Raw genomic sequence first — 22,876 nt, 5'->3', positions numbered from 1 at the left:
TCGGTTGGATTCTTACTCTTATTTCAATCCGATTTGCTCTTTGGTGTAATAGTGACTGCCGACAATATCCTTCTCCACATTCGTCCGATCCACCGAGATTGGATCAAGCAAGTAGGCAGGAATGACCTTTTTACCGTTGTTATAGGATTCGGTGTCATTCACTTCCGCTTGTTTACCCTGTAAAATGCTGTTGGCCATCACGACCGTTTGCTCAGCCAGCTTGCGAGTATCCTTAAATACAGTTTGTGTCTGCTCCCCAGCCACAATCGACTTGATGGAAGCCAGCTCTGCATCCTGCCCTGTAATGATCGGCAGCGGCTTGTTCGCTGATCCATATCCGACCCCTTTTAGGGATGAAATGATACCGATACTAATTCCATCATAAGGGGATAGTACCGCGTCCAGATTAGCCCCCGAATAGTACGCACTCAGCAGGTTATCCATTCTCGACTGGGCCAATGCTCCGTCCCACCGCAGTGTAGCGATCTGCGCCATCGTCATCTGCTTGCTGCGCACGACCAGTTTGCCGGAATCCACGTACGGTTTAAGTACAGACATCGCACCATTAAAGAAGAAATAGGCGTTATTGTCATCCGGTGAACCACCGAACAGCTCGATATTGAAAGGGCCTTTGCCTTCCTTGAGTCCCAACTTTTTCTCAATATATGCCGCCTGTAGCACGCCCACCTTAAAGTTATCGAAGGTCGCATAATACGTCAGATACGGTGTGTTGCGAATCAGCCGGTCGTAAGAAATGACCTGAATGCCTCGGTCGTGTGCCTTCTGAATCACATCCGTCAGCGTGTTTCCGTCGACCGAAGCGATCACCATAACATTGACACCCTTGGTGATCATATTTTCGATTTGGGAGATTTGGTTTTCCACCACGTCCTCGGCGTACTGTAAATCCGTTTTATAGCCTTGCTCCTGAAACAACCGAACCATATTCTCCCCGTCCCCTACCCAACGCTCGGACGATTTGGTCGGCATGGAAATGCCCACATAGCCTTTTTCCTTGCTACCCGTTCCACTCTCCGCCAAATTACAGGCCGAAAGCATCAGGGCCAAAACCAGAAGCCATACGACAACAGCTCCTTTTTTCATATGAAGTTCCCCTTTCCTCATGTGATGCGGGTCAATTTGAAGGTAAGGATTTTGCAAAATCCTCAGGTCAGTGCTGATTAGAGTCGAAATGAGATAGCGCTTACATAAGTGAGGCAATGAGCGCCTCTCCTTTTTTTATGTGCAAACACATGGTATCATTCCAGGCCGGGAAAGGTCTTTGCTGGTTTTGAACTTTTTTTATAAAATTTTAACCTTTGTGGTGTGGAGGAAACGGGATTGGATTTGAGGGAGATGAAGATTGTCGGGAAATAGCTCATATATTTTGAAACACAAAAAGACTTTAGCCTTCTTACGATTGGCAAAGTCTCGATTTGTTGAATTATTAAATCGGCTATCTAAAGAGTTCACACTTTTATTTACAATTCATCAATGACAGGTACGTGTGGGTCAATAATTCTTGGATATACCCAAATGTATAGTGAACTAACTTACGTAGAGTTACAAATAGTCATCAAAAAGATTTATCCTCAATTTTTCAAAAACAAAGATTCGGAGAAAGTTTTTATTATAAATATCCGAAAAATTTCTTGCCTTCCTTATATAAAGCGAAAATTTAATAAATTGCATTTTCCTAGTCTCATCATGAATTAATCTATTAAAATAGTCTATATTATATGTTACTTTTAAGTCATATAACAGCACACATCTTGTAAGAAACTCCTCGATTTTCTTGAAATTTTTTTTCAAGTATAGGCTGTATATTATATCACTTAATCGCTTACAATGTTTTGAACTATTCACAAAATATGAAATAACAATCTTAGTTTGGTTGTTTTCAGGAAATATATTCAAATATATCTTATCACTAACGTGACCACTATACCTAAACTTAAGATAAGTCATTGGAAAAAAAGACAGACAAGAAATGAAGTTTGCTCTTTTGTCAAGAGTAATTACTTTGGTTTCTATACAATCCCAATTGCTATTCAAGTAAGCTTCTTGAAATTTTTTTAGAATTTTTTCACTACGCAATAAACCAATACTTGCACGATTATTAGCAAGCTCACTGTGACCTGTTTTTATTTCTTTATCATTTACATTTTTTTCATGAATATAATCAAAAATAAATGCTCTTAAAGCAAACTGAAAACATTGTTGCTTATAGTTCGCCCCGTTCTCATCCAACTTAATACCATTTTCTATCTTGTCAAATAGAGACTTATCATGCTTACCACATAGAATATTCCTAGTATTCGCTGTATTACTAATATGTACAGGAGCTAATAAATCTTCAAGTTTCCCCCTTTCCTCTTTTTCATAATACGATTCATGTCGGATGTTAAAAACAAGAACTTTATCATCTTTAGAAGCAATTCTGGATAGGTAATCTTTCTCTGATATTATATGACTCCCTATTGTCAATTTGTTTTTTTTATTGCCATCACATGTATGTTTAATGTCTTTAAATAGACAAGCTTGTTGTTTTTCCAGTCTTCTTAATATTTCCATATTTTTATATTTAGAATTACCAGTTCTTTTCTTACTCATTTATTTCCTCCTAAAATTTGTTTGAAGCGTCTTACTTTTTTTCAGAATAAGGTTCTAAAATTTCGTCCCTAGTTATTTAAACTTCCTTAGCTCATAAGATACTTCTCCGCTTTTGCGAGTAAAACGATCCGTCGTTACGCTTCGTGCGGGCAAGTGACGAATAATTCCTCATCCTTATTTGCACACTCTTCTATAATTGACATTAATGTTATCAGTAACCGATTGAATATCCATATTTCCAAAAACCTCGTAGACTAGCCCACACTGTTCATACCACTCCTTGGATATTCGAAATATTTTGCGTTGTTTGTGTGTTGTTGGTGTCAATTTCCGTTGAGCAGACGACTATTGGCAGTGATGATTTCATTCTGTTCGATTTCCTCCATTTTTTAAAAGACTACTTTTAAAAAATGACAGGTACGTGTGGGTCAATAAATAGCTGTACTCAATAGAAAGGAAGACAGGCTTTTTGTCGCGCTTCTCGATATCAAAAGCCTCTTCCGACCAAGGGAACCAATTCACCGAATTATGTGCGTGTTGCAGCAAATAAGGTGACTTTTCCTTGGCTAATCTATTGGGTACTTTGTGAGTCGTCATTGGGCATCACTAGGGTTAGTTTACCCAAAAAGGTGAGGGAAGGTGCAGAATATGAAAAAGAAGAACGACATCTCTGTCGTTCCACTAAATGATCGAGTAGCACAAAATTAATTACTCCTATCAATTAATAATATTCAGAGTTTCATCTAAATAAACTTCCATGCTACCATCATAATGAGTTAAAAAAGCGCGTTCTCTTACCCCTTCTCCTATACAAATCAATTTAGCCATTCCATTAAAATATTTTTTATTATATTCATGTATGCTTTTTTCATTTTCTTTAGTTTCTGCAATTGACAGTATTAATTGAGTATCATTCGGTTTATTTTTCCCAATAAACTCAATGATAGCATTTTTATTTGATTGCTCAATATCTTCCTTAAAAATTGCATCAAGCATAAAGGGAAAACGATGTATACCATCAGTCTTTTCTATTAATTTATTTAAAGCAAAGTTATATGCAAGTACTGTTTTATGAAGCTCAACCCCTTGAGAAGGAAATGCTGAAATGTTATATAACGATATATATCTATCTTCCTTTAAGGTCTTTACACCTAAATCATCAATATATCCTAGGAATAGACGCTCAAATTCTTTACTTTTTGATATTCTGGATTTTTGGACTTCTTCTTCTGTTTTAAACCCTTTAAGGCTATTCACAATAGTAATTTTTTCGTTACTTAATACCCCAAGTTTATATCTAATGTCATGAATTAACTGTATATTCACTTTATTATTCAACCAACTATCAAAAGAAATATTATACTTAAAATACCTTTTTAATATTCCATATGTTTTTAAGTTATTTTCTTTACGAACATTTATAAGTTTTCCTAAAGAATTAATTTCCCCTTGCAGCTTCTTTATCATCGCTTTACATTTTACCATTTCTTCCTCAGTGTCATTCTCTTCTTGAAAATACTTATATGACGAAGTAATACTAAATGAAAGTTCCCGATCACAAGCAGGACATGTTCCCTCTAAAGGGTTTTGTTTCTTGTGATGTCTTGACACTTTTCGCAGTAAAGACAATCGTTCTTTATAATAGCTCTGTTCATTGCATTTAGAAATATATTCTTCTTCATTTTCATTTAAAAGCACCTGATTATCACTGTGTAACTTAATATATTCTAATGACTCTTCAATAAATTCTTCATCAACTAGTTTTGTAATTTGGAACTCGTCATTACTATTTTCCAAATTTATATAAAATTTAATTTCATCTTCTTTACTTTTCAATTTTCTTTCCAATTCCTGCTTTTTATCCCTATCAACAAGTGATTCAATTCCCAAATAATAGTCAAGATAATCTTCTTTAAGATTTTTATAATACTCAAGGCTACTAAAGGATTTTCTAAGGTATACCCACCCTACTGACTGAGGTATATAATAAGGCAAAAACATTGCTTCGATTGGAGCAGCTTTGTACCCCTCCTTATTCTCTAATTTAAGTGTGAAATTAAATAATTCATGAAGGAATCCTTTAAGTTTAATATGTTCAGCAGACTGATTCGCTCTAATACCATTAAACCTCATAATAGGTTTATCTACCCTTTTAATGAATATCGTTTCATCATCTCTAACAAAAGTAATTTTTTCACTTTCTCCATTGTTAATTACTTGAAAGTCTACTCTTATAAAAGCACCTTCTTCAATAATTTCTTTCAAGTGGTCATTACTGTCATTTATACCCAGCGTGTATAAAAGCATCTGAAAAACCGTGCTTTTTCCTGATGTATTTTTTCCATAAATAATGTTTATACCTTGATCAAACTCTGTGTAAAAATATTTATTTTCACTCTCTGAATATGCAAATAGTTTGTTTATTAATAATTTTGTTTTCATAATTGTCCCCTTACTTCTATATATGCAGCATAAATAGCAGCTTTTATACTTAGCTCTGACAATTGAGAACTTATGTTTTTTCGAAACATTTGATATAATTCTAAAATACAATCAGTCTCGACAGTAAAGCGATACATTACATTACTATTCTCCTTAACAAAGGAGAGTATTTTTTTATGTTCAGTTTGTTGATAATCTTTAAATCTATCAAAGCTATTAATAAAATTCAGCTTAAACTCGCTCTTATCTGGAATGGAAATTTCCAGATTTATACAAACTTCTTTTTCCTCATTTCGCCACAATTCAAATGCCATCGTTTTTGTAGTAATTATATCAATAGCATCATTAATACTTGCAGAACTAACACGTTTTGATTCATCCATTAACTTTACAACATTGCCTTGGTTTAAAGTGTTTTCTACATCTCTAAATAGAAGCAACAGCGCATCTACAGCAGCTCTATGATCACTGACCTTTGCTCCAAATATTCTACTGAGCTGTCCAACTAGTGAATCCTTCTGCCCAGCGCTTTTCTTTGGAAAATCAATATAGGCTAATGAAACATTATTTAATTCCTTTAAACCTTATAGATCCTTACCTAGCAATTTCGTTAATTCTGCTTCAATTTTATTTGTAATCTCAGTATCTAAATCAGTAAATTTTAATCTACTATTACTCTCGTTAATAGTTATACTTTTATTCTTATTTTTTCCTCTAAGACCATTACTTAATTGTATAGAGTTGTTAGTTATGAACTCTAAGTTATGTGTATAGTTATTTACTTTAGGCATACTATCTGCATTCAGTGATAAGCCTACTCCAGTCATTTTTCTAAGTAATTCATATAAGCCGCTCATTTCCCACTTTTCAGAAGACTTCTTTGCTTGATAAGAGTCAATAGAAGAAATAAGCTCATCATTATTTTGATAACAAAACAAAAAATCATCATGATGTTCAATACAAATAAAGTACTTTCTATCTTTTAAATCATTATACTTATCGAACAAAAAGTATAATGCACAATGTTTTTGAAATTCAGTCCCCGTCGAACCATGAACACCAGCATTTACAGCAGCTTTACTTTGATTATTCATTGTCTATTCCTCTACACAAATTATTTATATAAATTTGCATTAATCCATTTCCTCCGTCACACCAGGGGTTATAGTATTAGGAATATTTCGACAAATATATTCAAATCCCTTCTATTTTATACATTTTTCTTCTTCAGTGGCTTTCGTAAACTGCCGCTGATTAGTTGATTTACCCGTTCTGCCATGTTCGAGGAAAAGGTTGCAATTCTGAGAAGCTGGTCAGAGTTGCATTATCTACAAGCAGACCAATCAAGTAATGATTACTTTTTGCAATGGTGTCGACCATACCAATATCTCCATTCATAGATTTTCTTACCATTAACTCAATATGTAATAATTTTAACACATATCGGAACGTATGTTTGCTTTATTCAGAAAAAACGCCATCTATGCCGTTTTCATTTAAGTTATACTGAGAACTAAAGTAATCAACCGATGACTTCTTACATACCATGAAAGCTGAGGCACGTCACCTGGAGACATAAACAATACATTTGAGCCGAACAATTATGTGATGACTCTTATGGGGAGAAGAGACAGTAGGAAAAGCAAGGCATAATTTACGGATGTATTTGAGTCATTTGCGAAAACTCATTAGGAACGATGAGTACCATTTTCTTAGGTTGGACAAGGAACATATTTACTTAAGCGGAAATATAGAATGTAACTTAACCGCATTTATTAAGCTGCTGGATGAGGCTTGGATTGAACAGGATTCCATACATAAACAGCAGCTTTAGCAGCTTTATAAGAACCCATTCAGACCATTGTCCTATGAATGGATATTAGGCTACCTGGTAAATGGGAAGACAAACTATTTATGCTTAGTCAGTTTATGTCTGAGGCCAGCTTGAATTCAGAGCAATTAAGTATAGCTATTAAGTACATAAAATGGGCGATTCATTCATTTCCAGCCGGATAATAATGAGATATTGGCGAGGATTGGGCATTTATAGTAAATTTGCTATAGTAAAAAAGCATTACCCAATTTAAAAACTCCCGTGCTTTTGGCTACGAGAGTTGAGTTGATTTCTATTTACAGCTGGTGCTATATCTCATTATGATTGAATGGGTCTTTATTTGAAGTATTTAATTAGAGCATTTTCTTTAGGATAGTAAATATAAAAATCTCCATCTCCTATCTTAGCAATATTAGAATTTTCACTTAGTACATGTCTTTCATTATCCAGCATATATAGCAAATATAAACCTTGTAAAATATCATGAGGTGTTTGAATTCGCTCAAGTTTATACATTTTTATTTCCGGTTTATTAAAGTACCTAAGAACTGACGGATAAAATGTTATCAAGATACAATGAAAAGCCACCAGAGCCAAAAAGGCAATAAACCCATAGATGTAATTCTCTTTAACTCCATTTAAGACTTTACTTTTGTTATAACATATTAAAATTAAAGGCATACAAAATGTTAATAAATAATTGTAAATATAGAGATATTTAGAACTTTACCTTTTACTTGCTTAAACCATGAACATACCCAATAAATTAAAATGATAATCAGAGTTATAAAATATAAAATAATATCAACCATCATTATAACATCAAATATTCTAGGATTTATTTCAGACATAAACATTGGAAGTAAAAACATAATTACCATTATCGAAGACAACAATATAATTTCAATAAATTTGTCCCACATATTCATGTTTCTTGGCTCTACCACCATATCCACAATGGTTTTATTCGATGTTCTAATAAATAATCTAACCCAAACTATGATCGTCCCTACAACAGTAATTAATGTAGGCAGTTTTTCAATAATTTCTTGCACTAAGGAACTCCCTTTCTTTTTTGAAAATATAATTTATTAGCACTAATTAATGGATTAATTACACATTACTATTTAAAGTTGTTTAACCAGGATATTTTAAGACTCCAAGGAATGTAATTTATCCGAGTATTATCATACTACAAGTCAGGAGAATATTACTTTTGATAATTCTGAAGCCTCAGATAAAAAGCTCTTGCTAATACAAGTTGTAAAAAATTGATTCACACGAACATCTCATCAATGGCATGTACGTAAGAATCATCAAACGTTATCTATACATAATATATAAGAAAATAGGTTTATTCTATGTGTACCACTTGACGTTAAGCTTCGTCGACATCAATTAAAAACACCCGCTCCTGGAATCCGCCCCGTGCCTCGGCTTTGTCTGCCCGCAGCTTGTCCAGCTCTTCTGCATTCGCCCCATATTCTTCTGCCAACGCTCGGATGACTTCCAGCATATCCGCCAGCTCTTCCAGCGCATCCTGATCTTTGTCCGCTTCAAAATATTCCTCAGCCTCTTCACGAAGCTTGGTTCTCAGCTCCTGCTTATATTCCTCTGGGTCCAAAATGCGTGTCCGACACTCCTTGCCTTGAGACATAATGATATGCGGAATCCGATCTCGTACCAGCTTGTTGTATGTAGGCATATGAATACACCCTTTCTGTTATAGAACTTTAAGTCGTAATCCAACATCTTCCTTTTCCTCATTATATCATTAGCTCAAAAAGAACCGGGTATTATTGATAAAAGATCTACCGATTCATTGAACGGACTTTCTTTATAAATAGATGGATACCGCTTAGACGGATCAGCTACGATCCGCTGTGACAGAGACTCTAGAATAGAGTCCGTTTTATAAAGCAACTTGTCTACTTCCCCCAGCTTCATCGGCTCTTTAGATACATCATCTTCTCCCGAAACCAGATAATGTACCGTACCGATAAACAGCACCATATCTAAATTGGGCTCAGCCTCTGTGTGAATTAAAGGGAACAGGTCAGTCACGGATAAACGGATATACAATGGAATGATTTGATTTCGATGAACATAAATGGCCTTAGCCATAGAAAACATCGCTTGATCACAAAGAATGAGGCAGTTTTGAAACTGATGATGGTCGCGCATCATCTGTGCAAGCTTGATCTGGTATTCGGCAAGCTTTTGAAAATCCATCATGCAATTGAATATGTAGGTGTCGCTGTACTTAGGCAATTTGAAATCGGAATCACTATGTAGGGGACTTAAGGAGTAATGTTTCAAGGGGAATCAACTCCTGAATTAAAATTTCATAAACGAGGATTTTGCAAAAATCCCATAAGCGACTTCCAATGAACAAAATATAGATGGAAATAGTTTAGTTCGTCTATATCTTGCACTTCGGAGCGACTGGTATCGAATTTTGCAAAATCCTGAAACAATGTGAGCAACGTAGCACAATTATGTAACCATCAAGATGTATAATTTTCTAGCTACCGGACAAGCTTCATAATAAATATTACTATATAGTAGTTTTTAATTCAATTTACTTACTAACACTTATTAATTAGATGTAACTCTTTCTCTACACTTCTAACTAGAGGATTTTGCAAAATCCAATAAGCGACTTCCAATTAATAATATATAGATTGAGATGATCTCGTTCGTCTATATATTACATTTTGGAGCGATTGGAATCGAATTTTGTGAAATTCTTACTATAGAGAGGTGTAATCATGTCAGAACTTTTAGAATTAGTCGGTACACGTATTCGAGATATTCGAAAGTCTAAAGGGCTTTCCCAAGAAGCTTTAGCCGAAAAAGCAGGATTCAATTCGAGTTATATTGGTTTCATTGAGCGAGCGGAGAGAAATATATCTTTGAAAAATCTGGAGAAAATAGCGAAGGCATTGAACGTGGGCGTCTATCAGTTGCTTACATATGTAAAGGACAATGATGAGCTTACCGAAGAAGATTCGAGTATAAAAACCATTTTGACTCTCCTAAGAACTCGTGAATCCAAAGATACTGAGCTGGCATTAAAGATTCTTACGGACATCTTTATAAGAATCGATGAACGATGAAACAAAAAAGGAACTGCGCTTTGCAGTTCCCCACCAACCCCTTACGACAACGCCAACATCGCTTTCATATCTTCCTCTGCGGTAGTAATTAGCTTCAAGCCAAACATCTCCACCAGTACATCCAGTACGCCAGAAGAAATGAACTCAGGCGGCTTCGGCCCAATGCGAATATCTTGGATGCCAAGGCTGAACAAGCCCAGCAGGATGGCAACCGCTTTTTGCTCAAACCAGGACAGAACAATGCTGACAGGCAGCTCGTTCACCGTACAACCGAAAGCATCCGCTAATGCCAGAGCGATTTTCACAGTAGAACCCGAATTGTTGCATTGCCCCAAATCAATATAACGCGGAATGCCGGTATCTCCAACGGTGCCATAATCCACGTCATTAAAACGGAATTTACCACAGGACGTGGTCAGAATGACCGTATCGTTCGGCAAGGATGTAGCTAGCTCGCGGTAATAGTTACCGCCTTTGCCTGGTGCGTCGCAGCCTGCAATGACGAAGAAACGGCGGATATGCCCGTCTTTAACTGCCTGAATAATCTCAGGAGCCAGCCCAATAACCGTCTCATGATGATATCCCGTTGTAAGCACCTGCTCCGAATCTACATCTGCGGCTGGCAGGGCTAACGCACGCTCGATCAATGGTGAAAAGTCGTCGTCCATGATCTTGGCTACTCCCTCCAGCCCGGCTACTTCATAAGAGAAGAAGCGGTCTGCATACGTGCCTTTAATCGGCATAACACAATTCGTCGTGGCGAGAATCGCACCTGGGAACTCCTCGAACAGTCGGCGCTGATCGTACCAGGCTTTACCGATATTCCCTTTGAGATGTGCATATTTCTTCAATGCTGGATAACCGTGAGCAGGCAGCATTTCCGAGTGGGTATAGATGTTTATTCCTTTACCCTCCGTCTGCCGCAGCAATTCCTCCAGCGCATATAAATTATGTCCGGTCACGACGATGCATTGGCCTTCGATTTTATTTTGGCTGACAGTAATCGGCTGCGGAATGCCAAAACGATCCGTATGCGCACGATCCAGCACATCCATGATCCGTACAGCCGCATTTCCGACCTTCATCGCCATTTCCAAATGCTCTTGTACATTAAAGTTAGAATTGGTTAAGGTCATATATAACGCTTCATGCGTGATGCGATCTACCTCAGGATCGGTATAGCCCAACTGGCGAGCATGTGTCGCATAGGCAGCAATCCCTTTTAATGCAAAAATCATCGTATCCTGCAAGCTTGCTATCGTCTCATCCTTCCCGCACACCCCAACTACTTTACACCCGCCACTCGGCGTCTGTTCACACTGATAACAAAACATATCGTTTTCCTCCAAATATTGATAGATATTTGTTCGTTATCCCCAGCGTAACAAACCCCTGAATGCGTAGGTGTGATTACACACACATTTTTTCTTACAGTTTATTATGAGACAGTGTGGGACTCATCCCCCGTGCCAATTCCTACTCCACCGTGCTTTCTTGAATTCCACCGCCTTTACGGTACTGCACAGGGGACACGCCCATAGTCTTTTTAAAAGCGGTGCTAAAATAGTGCTGACTGTCGTAACCCGTACGTTCTGCTATATCATAGATAGACAACGTCGTGGAATCCAGCAGTTGCACCGCTTTACGGATACGAGCACGCGTGACGAGGGTCACGAAGCTGTCGTTGAGCTCCTTTTTGAGCACACGGCTGAGATATACGGCGGATACTTGTAGCCGCGAAGCAAGGGCTTCCAGCGTTAATTCCCGATCGGCGTAACCTTCCTGAATGAGCTGCCGGGCCCGACGTACGATGGGAGACAGCTGCGATTCGCCATACACTCGATCCCGACTCACCCGGTACGCGTCAATTGCACCTTCTAGTCCACCCGCGTTGGACTCCACATGCGTATGAACCGCTATATTCAGGTAGCGTCCAATCGCCTGCTCCATGGAAGCGCCTATCGTCTCGGGTGCCTCCTGCCACAGGCATATGCCGATCAGCCCGTTCGCATCGCGGAACAACACATGCGGTCGGTCCTCCAGCAGTTCGCCAATAATATTTTCAGCGGCAAAAAGAAACAACTGGCGGTCATTCTCACGCATAATCGTCTGCCGTGCCTCTGCCGCAGGCCACCGTACGACACCGATCTGAGCAGGCGGTCGCGATGGAAGCCGTAAAAACGCCAACTGTTCCATGATGTCTTTTCCCGTGTGTTGCCCTTCCATCCATTCCAGGCAAAAACGCTGGCGCAGCAGCGGAATATTCCGTTCAATCTGTCCGGCGGCTTGTTCTACATAGGCGGCACGCTTATGCTCTTCGTCCATTCGCTGACGAAGCCGCAACAGCGCAGCATGAAGCTGATCCGCATCTACCGGCTTTAAAATATAATCCTCCACGCCAAGTCGGACAGCCTCCTGCGCATAAGCAAATTCATCATGCCCGGAAATGATCAGACAACGGCATTCCGGACGCTCTTCCCGCAGCCGCCGAATCAGTTCAATCCCGTCCATGAACGGCATATTCATATCGACCAGCACGATGTCGATATGAAGCTGACCCACCAACTCCAGCGCTTCTTCTCCGTCCTCCGCCTCTGCTGCAACTTCCATAGCCAAAGCCGCCCAGTCTATGCAATCTCGTATCCCCTCTCGGATGATCGGCTCATCATCTGCGATCAATACTTGGTAACGTTTTGCTGTGCCTATGGTCACTTCTGTTATGGCCTGGTCAATCAGACTCGCCGTTGTCGAGTTGTCTGTGGCCTTTGATTTCGTCATCCTGACCCTCTCCTTTTTCATAAGGCTTCTTCAGTTGTGCCCTATCCAGCAGCAACGGATGAGTGATCGTCACGCAGGTACCTGTCCCTTCTGTGCTCTCCAGTACAATTCCATATTCCTCGCCAAAAGACAGCCGGATACGCGCTTGTACATTCAGCATGCCATAGCTTCTGCCATGGGTACTAACTCCCTTTTGCTTCTGCTTTCCTTCCATCGCCTTCAGGGGGTTTTCCAGCCAGTCACGCAGTTCACGCAGACGGTCTGCCGTCATCCCTGCTCCATCGTCACGTACCGTCAGCAGCAGCTTGTCGCCCTCAGCTTTAGCTTCTACCCAAATCGTGCCTGGGCCTCGTCTGGCCTTGATGCCGTGATAAATCGCATTTTCCACTACAGGCTGAAGCATTAACTTCAACACGAACAGATCCTTTAGCTCGTCGGGTACATTCAATTCCCAGCGAAGTCGGTCACGATAGCGGGTTTGCTGGATTTGCATATAGCTCGATATGTGCTCAATCTCGGAGCGCAGCGGAATAAAGTCATCCCCCTTGCTCAGCCCGAGACGGAACAATCTCGATAGCGCCCCCACCATGTCGGACACGTCGTCTGCTCCATTTTTTCGAGCCATCCAGTGAATGGTATCTAGCGTATTGTATAAAAAATGCGGCTTAATATGCTCCTGAAGGCTGCGCAGCTCGGCATCCCGTTTTTGCCGTTCCCTCAGTTCGCTAAGTGACATGAGACGGCGAATTTGCTCCAGCATCCGGTTAAAACTCCGCCCCAGCATTCCAACTTCATCCCCACGGTCACTCCATTGGCGAACTGTAAGATCTCCTGTCTCTGCTGCTCGCATATAGGACATCAGCCGGAAAATCGGCTGCGCAATGGAACTCGACAATCGCAAGGATGCCGTTAAGCCAAATAGACATACAATAAAAACAAAACAGACAACATAGAACTTAATTTGCCGAACTTCCAGTGTAGATTCGCGTGCCGGGAATACCCCCACTGTTCTCCAGCCCGTGAATTCGGAAGCCCTGAACATGAACAGCAATTCTCTGCCCCCAGCTTCACGGGTAAACATCCCGCTGTCACCTGCCCCGAACCATTGCGGCGGAATGCGCTCAATCAAAGGCATATCTGGCCTGTACACGCTGCGCCCCTCAGCATCTGTCACCATTAAATACCCGCTTTTGCCCAAGGTTACATCTCTGGCAGCCTGCGATACAGCCCGCAGCTTGAGGTCAATCATAATCACGCCTAACACGTGTCCGGTTTCCGGATCCGTAACCGAACGAACGACGGAGACAATTTCGCTGTCCTTGTACCGGACATGAGTAGTCACATTACGGTGGCTCGGCTGTCCTAGCACAGTGAATATGCCTGCATGCTGCGCCGCCTGTTGGTACCAGCCTTCTTCCGTCAGGCTACGCGTGCTTCGAGCATACATTTCATTGCTGATATAGTCGCCTTTTTCGTTTACGATCAGAATCCCTGCAATTTCAGGATATAACGTAGTATAGCCCTGCAAAAATTGCTTCATTTCATATAGCGTATCCTGCTCCTGTACAGAACTTAATGCCTGCTTGGAAGTGAGAGTCTGGTTTTCCGGCGTTACTATACTCGCATGACCCGCGTGGCCGTCAGCCAGCGTCTTCCCTTTCCAGAACTCCCCGATATCGGGGTTAAAAGCAATCAGATACGTCATGTTTTGCAAATTTTCCATTTTGGTGTCCAGTGCTTCGTTCACCTTGCCAATCAATTGCATCGTATGGTCTTCCACCTGCCGCTCAATAATCCGTTCCACCGTCCCATTGACCAGCAGACCTAATCCCAGCGAAGGCACAATGCCAAACAACAGGAACAGCAGCATGAGCTGAAAGCGTAAAGGCATATTGCGCAAGCGAGGCATCGTTTGGTGCACCCTTAAGTGGATACGCTTCCAAAATTTATTTCGCATAATAATCATCTACATTCGCCCGGGTGACCACGGAAATCCCAGTATCTACCCGCACGGGCAGCGGAGTGTTGTCTCCAGAGGAAGAAGGTGCAGGAATCGTTAAATGATGATGCAGATGGAACAGATATTGAAGCGACCAATAGCCCATATTCCATGTTCCCTGGGCAATCGTTGCCGAGATTGTCCCACCACGAATCATATCCAGTGTCGCTTTATTCGTATCAAAAGAAATGATTTTCAGTGGATGGCTGTTTTTTTGGCTCAGTACCGCTTCACCCACACCTGTTCCTCCCGTTGCATCGGTCACAAAAATGCCCGCCAGTTTCGGATAAGCTTTCATCAGCCTTTGCGACTCATCCCGGGAGACCATCGCGTCTGCACGGCCATCTGCGACTTCCACCACCTTCATCGCAGGATACTGCCGTTGAATGGTATCGCGAAAGCCACGCGAGCGTTCTTCATGATTTTGCTGTCCAGGTAGTGTCAGAACAGCGACTTGGCCTTCTCGTCCCAACAGCTCTGCCATTTTATCTGCAGCAGTCACGCCCGCCTTATAATTATCCGTGCCCAAAAAGGAATACGCACGACTCCCCGGCGCTCCGGCATCAAACAGTACTACAGGAATGCCCGCATCCAGCGCCTTATTAATCACCGGAATCAGGGAGTGAGGATCAATCGCTGATATGGCAATCCCTGCGGGCTTACGAGCAATCGCCTGCTCAATAACGGTCGTCTGCTCCTGCGCATCATAACGGGTTGCTCCCCGATACTCCACAGTCACCCCCAGCGCATCCCCGGCATCCTCGAAGCCCTTAAGCCCGCTTTTCCAATACTCCAAACCAGACTGGAAGGTAATCATCATATAGGTTTCTCCAATGCTGCCTCGTAGCCCCTTATCCTCCCAAGTGCCATTCAACGGGCCAGATTGTTCATACCTGAACACATAGAGAGCAAAGGCCGCAATCAACAGCATATATACCAGCAGCGTTTTTTTCATCCTTCCTCTCCTCTTCCTGTGTGTATCCTTAAGTTATAAATTCACTTTAATTTATTCTGGTTTTACTTAGATTGTAAACGCAATCATATCAAATTGGAACTACTTCACTCTTCTTACTTTCAGGTGGCGTTAATCCTGCACTAATGTTTCTACGTTACAATACCTACAATTGTGCTAGGGAAAACATGTGCGTATCTTGAGGAAAAGGAGTGATATGGATGAGCAAGCCGCGTATCGCGGAGTGGACAGAACTACGGGGCCTTGCCTACCTCGCTGTCGTGCTTCAGCATTGCATTGGCGAATATATTTATCGCAGCGACATCCAACAGCCAGATTCTGTTATGCTCGCGATGCTGTATCATTTGACACGTTTTGGCACACCGACGTTCGTTTTCCTGTCTGCGGCGCTACTTTTTTATAACGGCAACAAACCGATTGGCTATCCTCGCTATATTGGCAGGCGGTTTCGAGATATTTATGTTCCTTTCCTTTGCTGGACTGTTATTTATTGGGTATGCACTCAAAACTGGTCAACGGCGCAGTGGGGAAATATTTATTTTTACAAAGGTATGTTCGAGGAAATGATCATCCCCGTCAGCGGATATCATCTATGGTTTGTAGTGATGATCTTTCAGTTTTATATTTTGTTTCCTTTATTTTCAAAAGCAGCCGGCCAGGTTCAAGCGTTTCTACGTCGTTACAGCGCGAAAAGACGCAAACAGCTTGTTTTGGCTATTATGCTGATTGCCGCTGTGGTTTATGCTTTGCTGTTACAATGGTCCTACTATGACATGTCGGCATGGAGCACTGGGTTGCCGTCCTTTTGGCAGACTCTGCTGGATTATCGCACCTACAACTTTGTCATGTACTTTTTCTATTTTATGCTGGGCGCAGTATGTGCTTACATGACAGACACCTGGCGTGGACTGGCCAAGCAGACGTTGCCGTGGAATGTATTTGTCTTTATTGGTTTGTTCATGCTCATGGGTCACACGATGCTGATCCAGTCGGGCGATACGATCAATCTTAATATTTCCACCTATTTGAAGCCAAGCACCTTTGTTCTAATCGTGTCGCAGTTGCTTTTATTGTACGGACTGCTGCTCCATTTGCAAAAAGATACGCGATCCGAGCCGTTTCGCCGTATGCTGAACTGGATCGGACGTTATTCTTTTGGAGGATATCTGGCCCATGCGCTCGTACTGGCCTTCATATCCTACTACACCCGCCCGCTTGCACTGGGCGATCATCATTTTACAGCTACGCTCATTACGTTTATCGTCGTGGCAAGTGTTTCTCTGGGCATAAGCTGGCTGTTTGCCCATCTGCCTGGCGGCAACTGGATTGTTGGCTCTAAAGGCAGACAGCGGTTGAACTGGCACTCGTTTCGTTTCCAGTTCCTTTCCTCCAAACGTGCTTCCAAAAGCACGCAGGAGCTTGGCTAATAGAAAAAAGATGCTACAGCACTAAAAAAGGACACTCCCGATTCATTCCGGGAATGTCCTTTTTTAAACTAAATTAAAAACAATTATCATATTACCTAAAGCTTTTATACAACAAGAATTCCAGACTAATGCGTTTACCATTTGATATTATTGAGGCCTCAACTAGAAACATCCTATCTATCAACTCAATAAGAAGACGGAATGATTAATTAGCCTTGGTGATATTTACGTACAGAGTCTCATCTTTCTTACTACTGTCTACAGTAGCACCCATAACTTCGGAAACAAATCTGAGTGGCACCATGACACGGTTAGGAGATATCGGCATTACAGGAGCGCTAGGCAGTATTTTCTGCTGTTCGTTCACATAAGCAACTTTGCTTCCAATTGTCAAGCGCACTGTCTTACCATCTTCCGAACGGATTGTAACCTCTTGCTTTTCTCTGTTCCAGTTTACAGTTTCACCTAGATTTTCTGATACAAATCTAATGGGAACATAAGTAGTATTCGTCGCTCTTTCAATATAAGGATTAGCATCGGATGTAACCTCAACATTGTTGACTTTAATCACAAGATTATACAAGTATTTAGGAAGAGCTGCTTTGGCCTGATCTACTGTCAAAAAGAAGATTAAGGAAAAAAGTAATGTGTTAACTGCTTTTTTTAACATAACGCATCAATCCTTTTCTAATCGAATTACATTCATTGTTTGTAAAAAGTATACTTCTCTACATGATTTGAATCCTTGACATAATCAATTCGTCCACCATGATTCCAAACATCATCACTCAAATTGGTAACATTTTCGGGGTACTTGGTTCCAGCACTATTATTAATTAGGAATCTCATATTGTTCCAAATAGCTGGCGAGTTAAATCCGTATGAAAAGGATGTATTAGGGGAACCAGCATTATTCATGGCAATTGCAGTAACTCTTTTAACCGATCTACCAGTCGTACCCAAACCATTAAATTTGACTACATAGATATTAGAATAGTTAATTTGTCTCTAATAGTTAATGTAAGGTTCATCCGATTTGCCAGCATAATAAAATACTTTGTAACCATTGTCATCTCCCTCATTCACTTGAATTTCTTGCTCAATAGCATCTTTAATGTACTGGTTAAATTCATTCGACGAAGGTTCTTGTCCTTGAGCATTTGCGGCCAAGCTCGGAATGGAAATGGTCATGAGTAGAATAGAAAGAGCAATCTTCTTTTCTTCAACATAATAATAAAACTCACTCATGTATACCTGCCATAAAAGTCTCTTAATATGTGTATATTATCCTCAAACTGCAATGCTCGCTTATTGAGCTCTGCTTTTTTTTGTTGCCTTAGTATGCCGTCCCCTCAAAAAAATGATTAACATTTTATGACATGAATATGTATTTTATTTTAAAATAAGTCATTATATAGAATAATAATAAACATTACGCGGGAGAAGTCATAGTTTTGCATAAAAAGAAGGGGGAATGAACCGAACATAACATCGTCGTTGTTAATGATCTAGCTCTAAACATAGTGAGGCAGCTTCTTGGTCTGAAACATACGGTTGTACTGATTAATCAGTTCATCCAAAAGCATAGACTGCTCAAGTACACAAGCATGTCCGAAGCCATACTCTTCGTAAAGATCATGCAAATGTTGTCTGGCGTGTTCCATCTGTTGAATTAACGTTACTGTTTCATACCTGTTCATCCTGCATACCTCCTAATGAATCTCATTTTAAGGAGGGATGTACAAATACGTCATAATCTTTTTTGAACCAAAAAATTACAAAATAATACAAAAAGAGACCAGCAATAAGCTGGTCCGTGAAAAATACTCAAAAATTGATTAAGCCGTGCCAACATGTCCTTGGACTTGGATTGTGTTAGAGCTTGGGATTCCAGTTGGAACTGGTAGTGCGAATACCAGTAAACAGCTAGTTGTTGCCAAAACTAAAGCCATCTTCTTGATCATTTTTTTCCCACACCTCCTCATAAGCAGAATAAAATTGTGCCTGCATTTCAGGAGCAGCATACTCACTGAAACGGAGAAATAAGCCTGCACAATTAGAAATAAGTAGTACATGGTTAATTATACCAGCTTTTTTCAAAGCTTCTATTAAGCATTCAAATCCTGAAAGATATCTTTGTTTAAATAGGTTGTATTTAGCTAACTTATACCAGAATCGTGCAGTTTCTTCGAGTATAACTTGCTGCTCTGTTAATGTACTCGTATATGCTTGATTTCGATAAGCTGATATTTGGGGCTTAAAGTTCTGAAGAATATGATCAATGTCGATATTGTACCGATTAGCTACTTCTATAACGTTTAAAAGTTCCGCAAATATATGTTGTTCTCCTGATATATGGTCAACGTAATCTGGTAGCACGCTAATATCTCCAGACATAAGCTTGTTAACACAGGTATTAATTTTTGCCCATTGCTCAAATTTACTTAACCAATGGAGTGTATCTGGATCATTTTCCTTAACCCAGCTTAGATCGGAATAACCGCGAAGATGTTCTAATGCCTGTTCATGTTCTCCTTTTGCATCATAAGCATTAGCACACATCAGTTCGGCGTAAGCTATGTATACAAACAGCGGCCTACTTAGCTTTTTTCGTGGCTCTGTTCCTTTTCGCTTGGAGTTATGAACCAAATTATATTGGATCTGTCCTAATTGACCCATTTGAAATGCAAATTCATACACCTTGTCCCACATACTTAATGACCTATACACGTTCGCTAAATCTTTTAATGCATCTAATTGCTCTATCTCGTCTAAACGATCAACAAAAGGGGCAAATTCAATGGCAGCCTGAAGATTTACAGCTCTATCTTGTCCAATATTGATTTGGAACAAACGATACTGGCAGACCGCCAATCGCTCTGAATGCTGCTGCTTCTCACTTTCAGCCACCTTTTTGTAAAGGTAAGCCGCTGCTTCATTATAACCGTCTTTGTATACATTTTCGGCGACTTCAAAGAGCGATGGCGGATAATTAGGGTTATCCAATAACAGAATTACAACTCGCTGCAAGCAATCCAGTCGTCCTAGCTCAATGCATCGGTATAGGAAAGGGCTGATTTTTTTCCAGTTGAGCGGAGATTCTTCAATACATTCTTCAATATAACGCTCGTAAAAATAATCCGGTGGTAAATTCATTCCCGCAGTAATACTATCCAGTTGGTGAACAGAAATAGATCGGTTACCGGTCACAATGCTACTAACTGTACCTACATTCAAATCAATCGTGTGACCAAACTTGGTCATCGTTAAGCCTTTTCGTTTCAAATAGGTTTGAATTTCTGCCTGTATCGTAGGTGTGATTTCCATGGATAAACCACCCTTTCAGCATTTTCATAGAATTTCAATTTCAATAAACAATATAGTTTGGAAACTAATAGTATAATTATAGATTTTCCTTCACGATAATACCATCTTTTGGAACAAACATAAATGCTTTTACTTTATTGATTTTTATATTTTTATTAGGAGATCATTGGATGTTGGACAATGGAAGGAGAGGATCATTTGAAAAATACAGGTATGACACGTCCCTTGGATACGTTAGGCCGGATTGTTATCCCTAAGGAGTTGCGAACCTCTATGGGTATTCAAGCTGGTGAGTCTTTAGAATTTTATTTAGATGTTGAAACAGGATTATTGAGTATGCGGAAGTATATTGGAGTCTGCTGTCACTTATGTTATTCGGTTCATGATTTAAGCTATTTCAGGGATTCATTTTTATGTAAAAAATGCATAAACGATCTGAAGGGAAATATAGGTGTAAGTCAAATACCTGTTCCTGTTGTTAAGGAACCATACAAAGAAAAACGAGCACATCGGTCGCCTTCACAACATTTGGTTGAAAAGCTAAGAAGACTTATGCGTGAGCATCCAGCAGCCAAGCAAGGTGAATATGCTGAATGGCTTGGCGTATCCCAAGGCCGTATTTCCCAGCTTAAAAAGCTATTATAGGTATCGCACGACTCATATTCTAGCAAAGCTAAATAACCAGTCGCTGGTTGATTTCGTGCGACTGGTTATTTAAACTTTTCATTATTAGGAAGGACTACAGGGGATAAATCATGATAGACCGACAAAGCTGACTGCTGTGACAAACATCTCTGACAAAACCTGTTATTTTTGAGATAGTGTAGATACACGAAACAGTACACGAATGGAGAACTTATGAAAACGACAGAAAAGAATAAGAAATCTCCGCAGGAGCAATCAGCCTCAGTTTGTACCTGCATTAATCTGCGCCGTTCCTCGATGGCTGTTACGGGACTGTATGACCGGTATCTGGCCCCGAGCGGACTCAATATTAGCCAATTCTCGCTTCTCAAGCACTTAACTGCGCTGGGACCGGCAAGTGTAAGCGAATTGGCGCTGGAGATGCGGCTCGACCGGACAACGATTGTGCGCAATTTGAAGGCGCTGGAGCATAGCGGATATGTGGAGGATACATCTGCTGAGGGCAGTCGCAACCGCTGCCTTACTCTGACGGAGAGTGGAAGAACGGTATACAACGACGCAGCCGAGCTTTGGGAGGAGGCGCAACGTTTTTTGCAGGAATCATTGGGAAACGGGAATCTGCAGATACTGACCTCACTCTTATCCAAAATTGAACATTTGGGTTTGTGATTAGCCGCCCACTCATACATGAAGTGTTGCTCAATTCGTGTATATACACGAAAAAAAGAAATGTTTCGCGGTATCAAGGCAGGTCAGTAATATATGTTAGCCCGCCACAAGACTTCTGAAAGGAAGCTTTGCTGTGAACAATAACCACGGAGAGGGATGTGGATAGGATGGTTGAATCCGTACCGGATATGAGAGAAATCATCGCAGCCGAGATGAAAACCTATGTGAGCGAAGACAAAGGCAATGTTTGTGAAGAACTACAGAGTCCTTATTACGAGGAGCCGATTATTCAATTTGCCGCGGGCAATGATCCTTTGTTTGAGGAGTACAAAAGAGTGGTCGGGCCCGACCACTCCACGCCGCAGGAAGCATTTGAACGTTCCTTTGGAATGGGGAGTTTTGATGGAGGTACCGTTATCAGCGTTGTGCTGCCGATCAGCGAGACGATCCGCAAGGCTAATCGGGCGCAAAAAGATAGAGCCTCAAGGGAATGGGCGCTGCTGCGGACCTTTGGCGATGAATATTTTGTACAGTCTGCAAGGCGGCATTTGGCGGGATACTTAACAGGCCTTGGTTACCGTGCAGTTGCACCGCTGGATACGGATTGGTACAGCATCTATGGTGCCACAGGGGGGCCGATCTCCAACTGGTCGGAGCGCCACATTGCATATGCTGCGGGTCTTGGCACCTTCAGTATCAACGACGGCTTCATCACCGAAAAAGGAATTGCCATCCGCCTGCTGTCCGTGGTGACCGATCTCAAGGTGCCGCCTGATGCCAGAGCATCAAAAGTCACAGGCCATACCGGAAACTGCCTGCTGTGTAGCAAGGGCATCTGCGGTGTGTGCATTACCCGCTGCCCTGTGCAAGCCATCAGCAAGGAAGGCGGACATGACAAGATTGCCTGCATGAAATTTGTGTACGGCCAAGCATCACGGGACTTTGCGGTTCTAAACGGCGGCGAGGCCAAATCAGGTGCCGGCTGCGGACTGTGCCAGACCAAGGTGCCCTGCGAGAGCAGGAATCCGATGCGGACCGCCCGGTGAATAT

The 22,876-nt window shown here is 41.0% G+C and carries 22 protein-coding genes; 5 read left to right on the top strand and 17 right to left on the bottom strand.

What is annotated here, in order from left to right; all coding sequences use genetic code 11:
- Positions 1 to 18: 18 nt before the first annotated feature.
- From chvE to NLX82_RS07275, 9 genes are all read right to left on the bottom strand, one after another.
- Positions 19 to 1,104 carry a multiple monosaccharide ABC transporter substrate-binding protein gene (gene chvE, locus NLX82_RS07315; protein WP_025722459.1) on the bottom strand — a complete coding sequence of 362 codons (1,086 nt, stop codon included), beginning with the start codon at positions 1,102 to 1,104 and terminating at the stop codon, positions 19 to 21.
- A 459-nt stretch (positions 1,105 to 1,563) separates the two neighbouring features.
- Positions 1,564 to 2,613 carry a hypothetical protein gene (locus NLX82_RS07310; RefSeq protein ID WP_254347684.1) on the bottom strand — a complete coding sequence of 350 codons (1,050 nt, stop codon included), beginning with the start codon at positions 2,611 to 2,613 and terminating at the stop codon, positions 1,564 to 1,566.
- A 363-nt stretch (positions 2,614 to 2,976) separates the two neighbouring features.
- On the bottom strand, positions 2,977 to 3,210 hold the full coding sequence (locus tag NLX82_RS07305) for a DUF255 domain-containing protein (protein WP_254347683.1): 234 nt from the start codon (positions 3,208 to 3,210) through the stop codon (positions 2,977 to 2,979).
- A gap of 120 nt (positions 3,211 to 3,330) precedes the next feature.
- Positions 3,331 to 5,055 carry a P-loop NTPase family protein gene (locus NLX82_RS07300; protein WP_254347682.1) on the bottom strand — a complete coding sequence of 575 codons (1,725 nt, stop codon included), beginning with the start codon at positions 5,053 to 5,055 and terminating at the stop codon, positions 3,331 to 3,333.
- A complete protein-coding gene (locus tag NLX82_RS07295) occupies positions 5,052 to 5,438 on the bottom strand; it encodes a hypothetical protein (RefSeq protein WP_254347681.1) in 387 nt (128 codons plus the stop codon). The genes NLX82_RS07300 and NLX82_RS07295 overlap by 4 nt, the downstream gene beginning before the upstream one ends.
- A gap of 201 nt (positions 5,439 to 5,639) precedes the next feature.
- The gene (locus tag NLX82_RS07290; RefSeq protein WP_254347680.1) at positions 5,640 to 6,149 is read right to left on the bottom strand and encodes a dsDNA nuclease domain-containing protein; all 510 of its coding nucleotides are present in this window, start codon (positions 6,147 to 6,149) and stop codon (positions 5,640 to 5,642) included.
- 1,429 nt (positions 6,150 to 7,578) lie between these two features.
- Positions 7,579 to 7,944 (bottom strand): hypothetical protein, encoded by a 366-nt coding sequence (locus NLX82_RS07285; protein WP_254347679.1) that lies wholly within the window; start codon positions 7,942 to 7,944, stop codon positions 7,579 to 7,581.
- A 323-nt stretch (positions 7,945 to 8,267) separates the two neighbouring features.
- Positions 8,268 to 8,594: a nucleoside triphosphate pyrophosphohydrolase gene (locus tag NLX82_RS07280; RefSeq protein WP_254347678.1), complete on the bottom strand. Its 327-nt coding sequence runs from the start codon at positions 8,592 to 8,594 to the stop codon at positions 8,268 to 8,270.
- Positions 8,595 to 8,668: 74 nt separating this feature from the next.
- Positions 8,669 to 9,208, bottom strand: coding sequence for a hypothetical protein (locus NLX82_RS07275; RefSeq protein WP_254347677.1), 540 nt, complete (start codon positions 9,206 to 9,208; stop codon positions 8,669 to 8,671).
- Positions 9,209 to 9,660: 452 nt separating this feature from the next.
- Here NLX82_RS07275 and NLX82_RS07270 point away from each other — a divergent pair, with 452 nt between their 5' ends.
- The gene (locus NLX82_RS07270; RefSeq protein WP_023987345.1) at positions 9,661 to 10,008 is read left to right on the top strand and encodes a helix-turn-helix domain-containing protein; all 348 of its coding nucleotides are present in this window, start codon (positions 9,661 to 9,663) and stop codon (positions 10,006 to 10,008) included.
- A 41-nt stretch (positions 10,009 to 10,049) separates the two neighbouring features.
- Here the strand turns inward: NLX82_RS07270 and hcp are convergent, their stop codons facing one another.
- The 4 genes from hcp to NLX82_RS07250 form a co-directional block, all read right to left on the bottom strand.
- Positions 10,050 to 11,342 carry a hydroxylamine reductase gene (gene hcp, locus NLX82_RS07265; RefSeq protein WP_028543172.1) on the bottom strand — a complete coding sequence of 431 codons (1,293 nt, stop codon included), beginning with the start codon at positions 11,340 to 11,342 and terminating at the stop codon, positions 10,050 to 10,052.
- Positions 11,343 to 11,484: 142 nt separating this feature from the next.
- The gene (locus tag NLX82_RS07260; RefSeq protein WP_254347676.1) at positions 11,485 to 12,786 is read right to left on the bottom strand and encodes a response regulator; all 1,302 of its coding nucleotides are present in this window, start codon (positions 12,784 to 12,786) and stop codon (positions 11,485 to 11,487) included.
- Positions 12,737 to 14,695, bottom strand: a complete 1,959-nt coding sequence (locus NLX82_RS07255; RefSeq protein ID WP_413465551.1) for a cache domain-containing sensor histidine kinase — start codon at positions 14,693 to 14,695, stop codon at positions 12,737 to 12,739. The genes NLX82_RS07260 and NLX82_RS07255 overlap by 50 nt, the downstream gene beginning before the upstream one ends.
- 37 nt (positions 14,696 to 14,732) lie before the next feature.
- A complete protein-coding gene (locus NLX82_RS07250; protein ID WP_075153854.1) occupies positions 14,733 to 15,740 on the bottom strand; it encodes a substrate-binding domain-containing protein in 1,008 nt (335 codons plus the stop codon).
- A gap of 218 nt (positions 15,741 to 15,958) precedes the next feature.
- Here NLX82_RS07250 and NLX82_RS07245 point away from each other — a divergent pair, with 218 nt between their 5' ends.
- A complete protein-coding gene (locus NLX82_RS07245) occupies positions 15,959 to 17,185 on the top strand; it encodes an acyltransferase (protein ID WP_075153853.1) in 1,227 nt (408 codons plus the stop codon).
- Positions 17,186 to 17,390: 205 nt separating this feature from the next.
- Here the strand turns inward: NLX82_RS07245 and NLX82_RS07240 are convergent, their stop codons facing one another.
- The 4 genes from NLX82_RS07240 to NLX82_RS07225 all read right to left on the bottom strand — a co-directional run bounded on the left by NLX82_RS07240 (position 17,391) and on the right by NLX82_RS07225 (position 20,512).
- A complete protein-coding gene (locus NLX82_RS07240) occupies positions 17,391 to 17,855 on the bottom strand; it encodes a copper amine oxidase N-terminal domain-containing protein (RefSeq protein ID WP_075153852.1) in 465 nt (154 codons plus the stop codon).
- 338 nt (positions 17,856 to 18,193) lie between these two features.
- Entirely contained in the window at positions 18,194 to 18,433 is a 240-nt protein-coding gene (locus tag NLX82_RS07235; RefSeq protein ID WP_053324794.1) for a hypothetical protein, read from the bottom strand.
- 266 nt (positions 18,434 to 18,699) lie between these two features.
- On the bottom strand, positions 18,700 to 18,885 hold the full coding sequence (locus NLX82_RS07230; protein ID WP_025723187.1) for an aspartyl-phosphate phosphatase Spo0E family protein: 186 nt from the start codon (positions 18,883 to 18,885) through the stop codon (positions 18,700 to 18,702).
- A gap of 226 nt (positions 18,886 to 19,111) precedes the next feature.
- Positions 19,112 to 20,512 carry a helix-turn-helix domain-containing protein gene (locus tag NLX82_RS07225; protein WP_075153851.1) on the bottom strand — a complete coding sequence of 467 codons (1,401 nt, stop codon included), beginning with the start codon at positions 20,510 to 20,512 and terminating at the stop codon, positions 19,112 to 19,114.
- Between the two features lie 198 nt (positions 20,513 to 20,710).
- On the opposite strand from NLX82_RS07225, the gene NLX82_RS07220 reads away from it, so the two are divergent.
- The 3 genes from NLX82_RS07220 (at position 20,711) to NLX82_RS07210 (ending at position 22,872) form a co-directional block, all read left to right on the top strand.
- Positions 20,711 to 21,157, top strand: a complete 447-nt coding sequence (locus tag NLX82_RS07220; protein WP_226887788.1) for an AbrB/MazE/SpoVT family DNA-binding domain-containing protein — start codon at positions 20,711 to 20,713, stop codon at positions 21,155 to 21,157.
- A gap of 213 nt (positions 21,158 to 21,370) precedes the next feature.
- The gene (locus NLX82_RS07215; RefSeq protein ID WP_075153849.1) at positions 21,371 to 21,826 is read left to right on the top strand and encodes a MarR family winged helix-turn-helix transcriptional regulator; all 456 of its coding nucleotides are present in this window, start codon (positions 21,371 to 21,373) and stop codon (positions 21,824 to 21,826) included.
- A gap of 167 nt (positions 21,827 to 21,993) precedes the next feature.
- A complete protein-coding gene (locus NLX82_RS07210) occupies positions 21,994 to 22,872 on the top strand; it encodes a (Fe-S)-binding protein (protein ID WP_254347675.1) in 879 nt (292 codons plus the stop codon).
- Positions 22,873 to 22,876: the final 4 nt, after the last annotated feature.

This window comes from Paenibacillus sp. A3M_27_13, assembly GCF_024213315.1.
Taxonomy (GTDB): domain Bacteria; phylum Bacillota; class Bacilli; order Paenibacillales; family Paenibacillaceae; genus Paenibacillus; species Paenibacillus polymyxa_B.
This window is presented reverse-complemented; position numbering and strand designations above follow the sequence as displayed.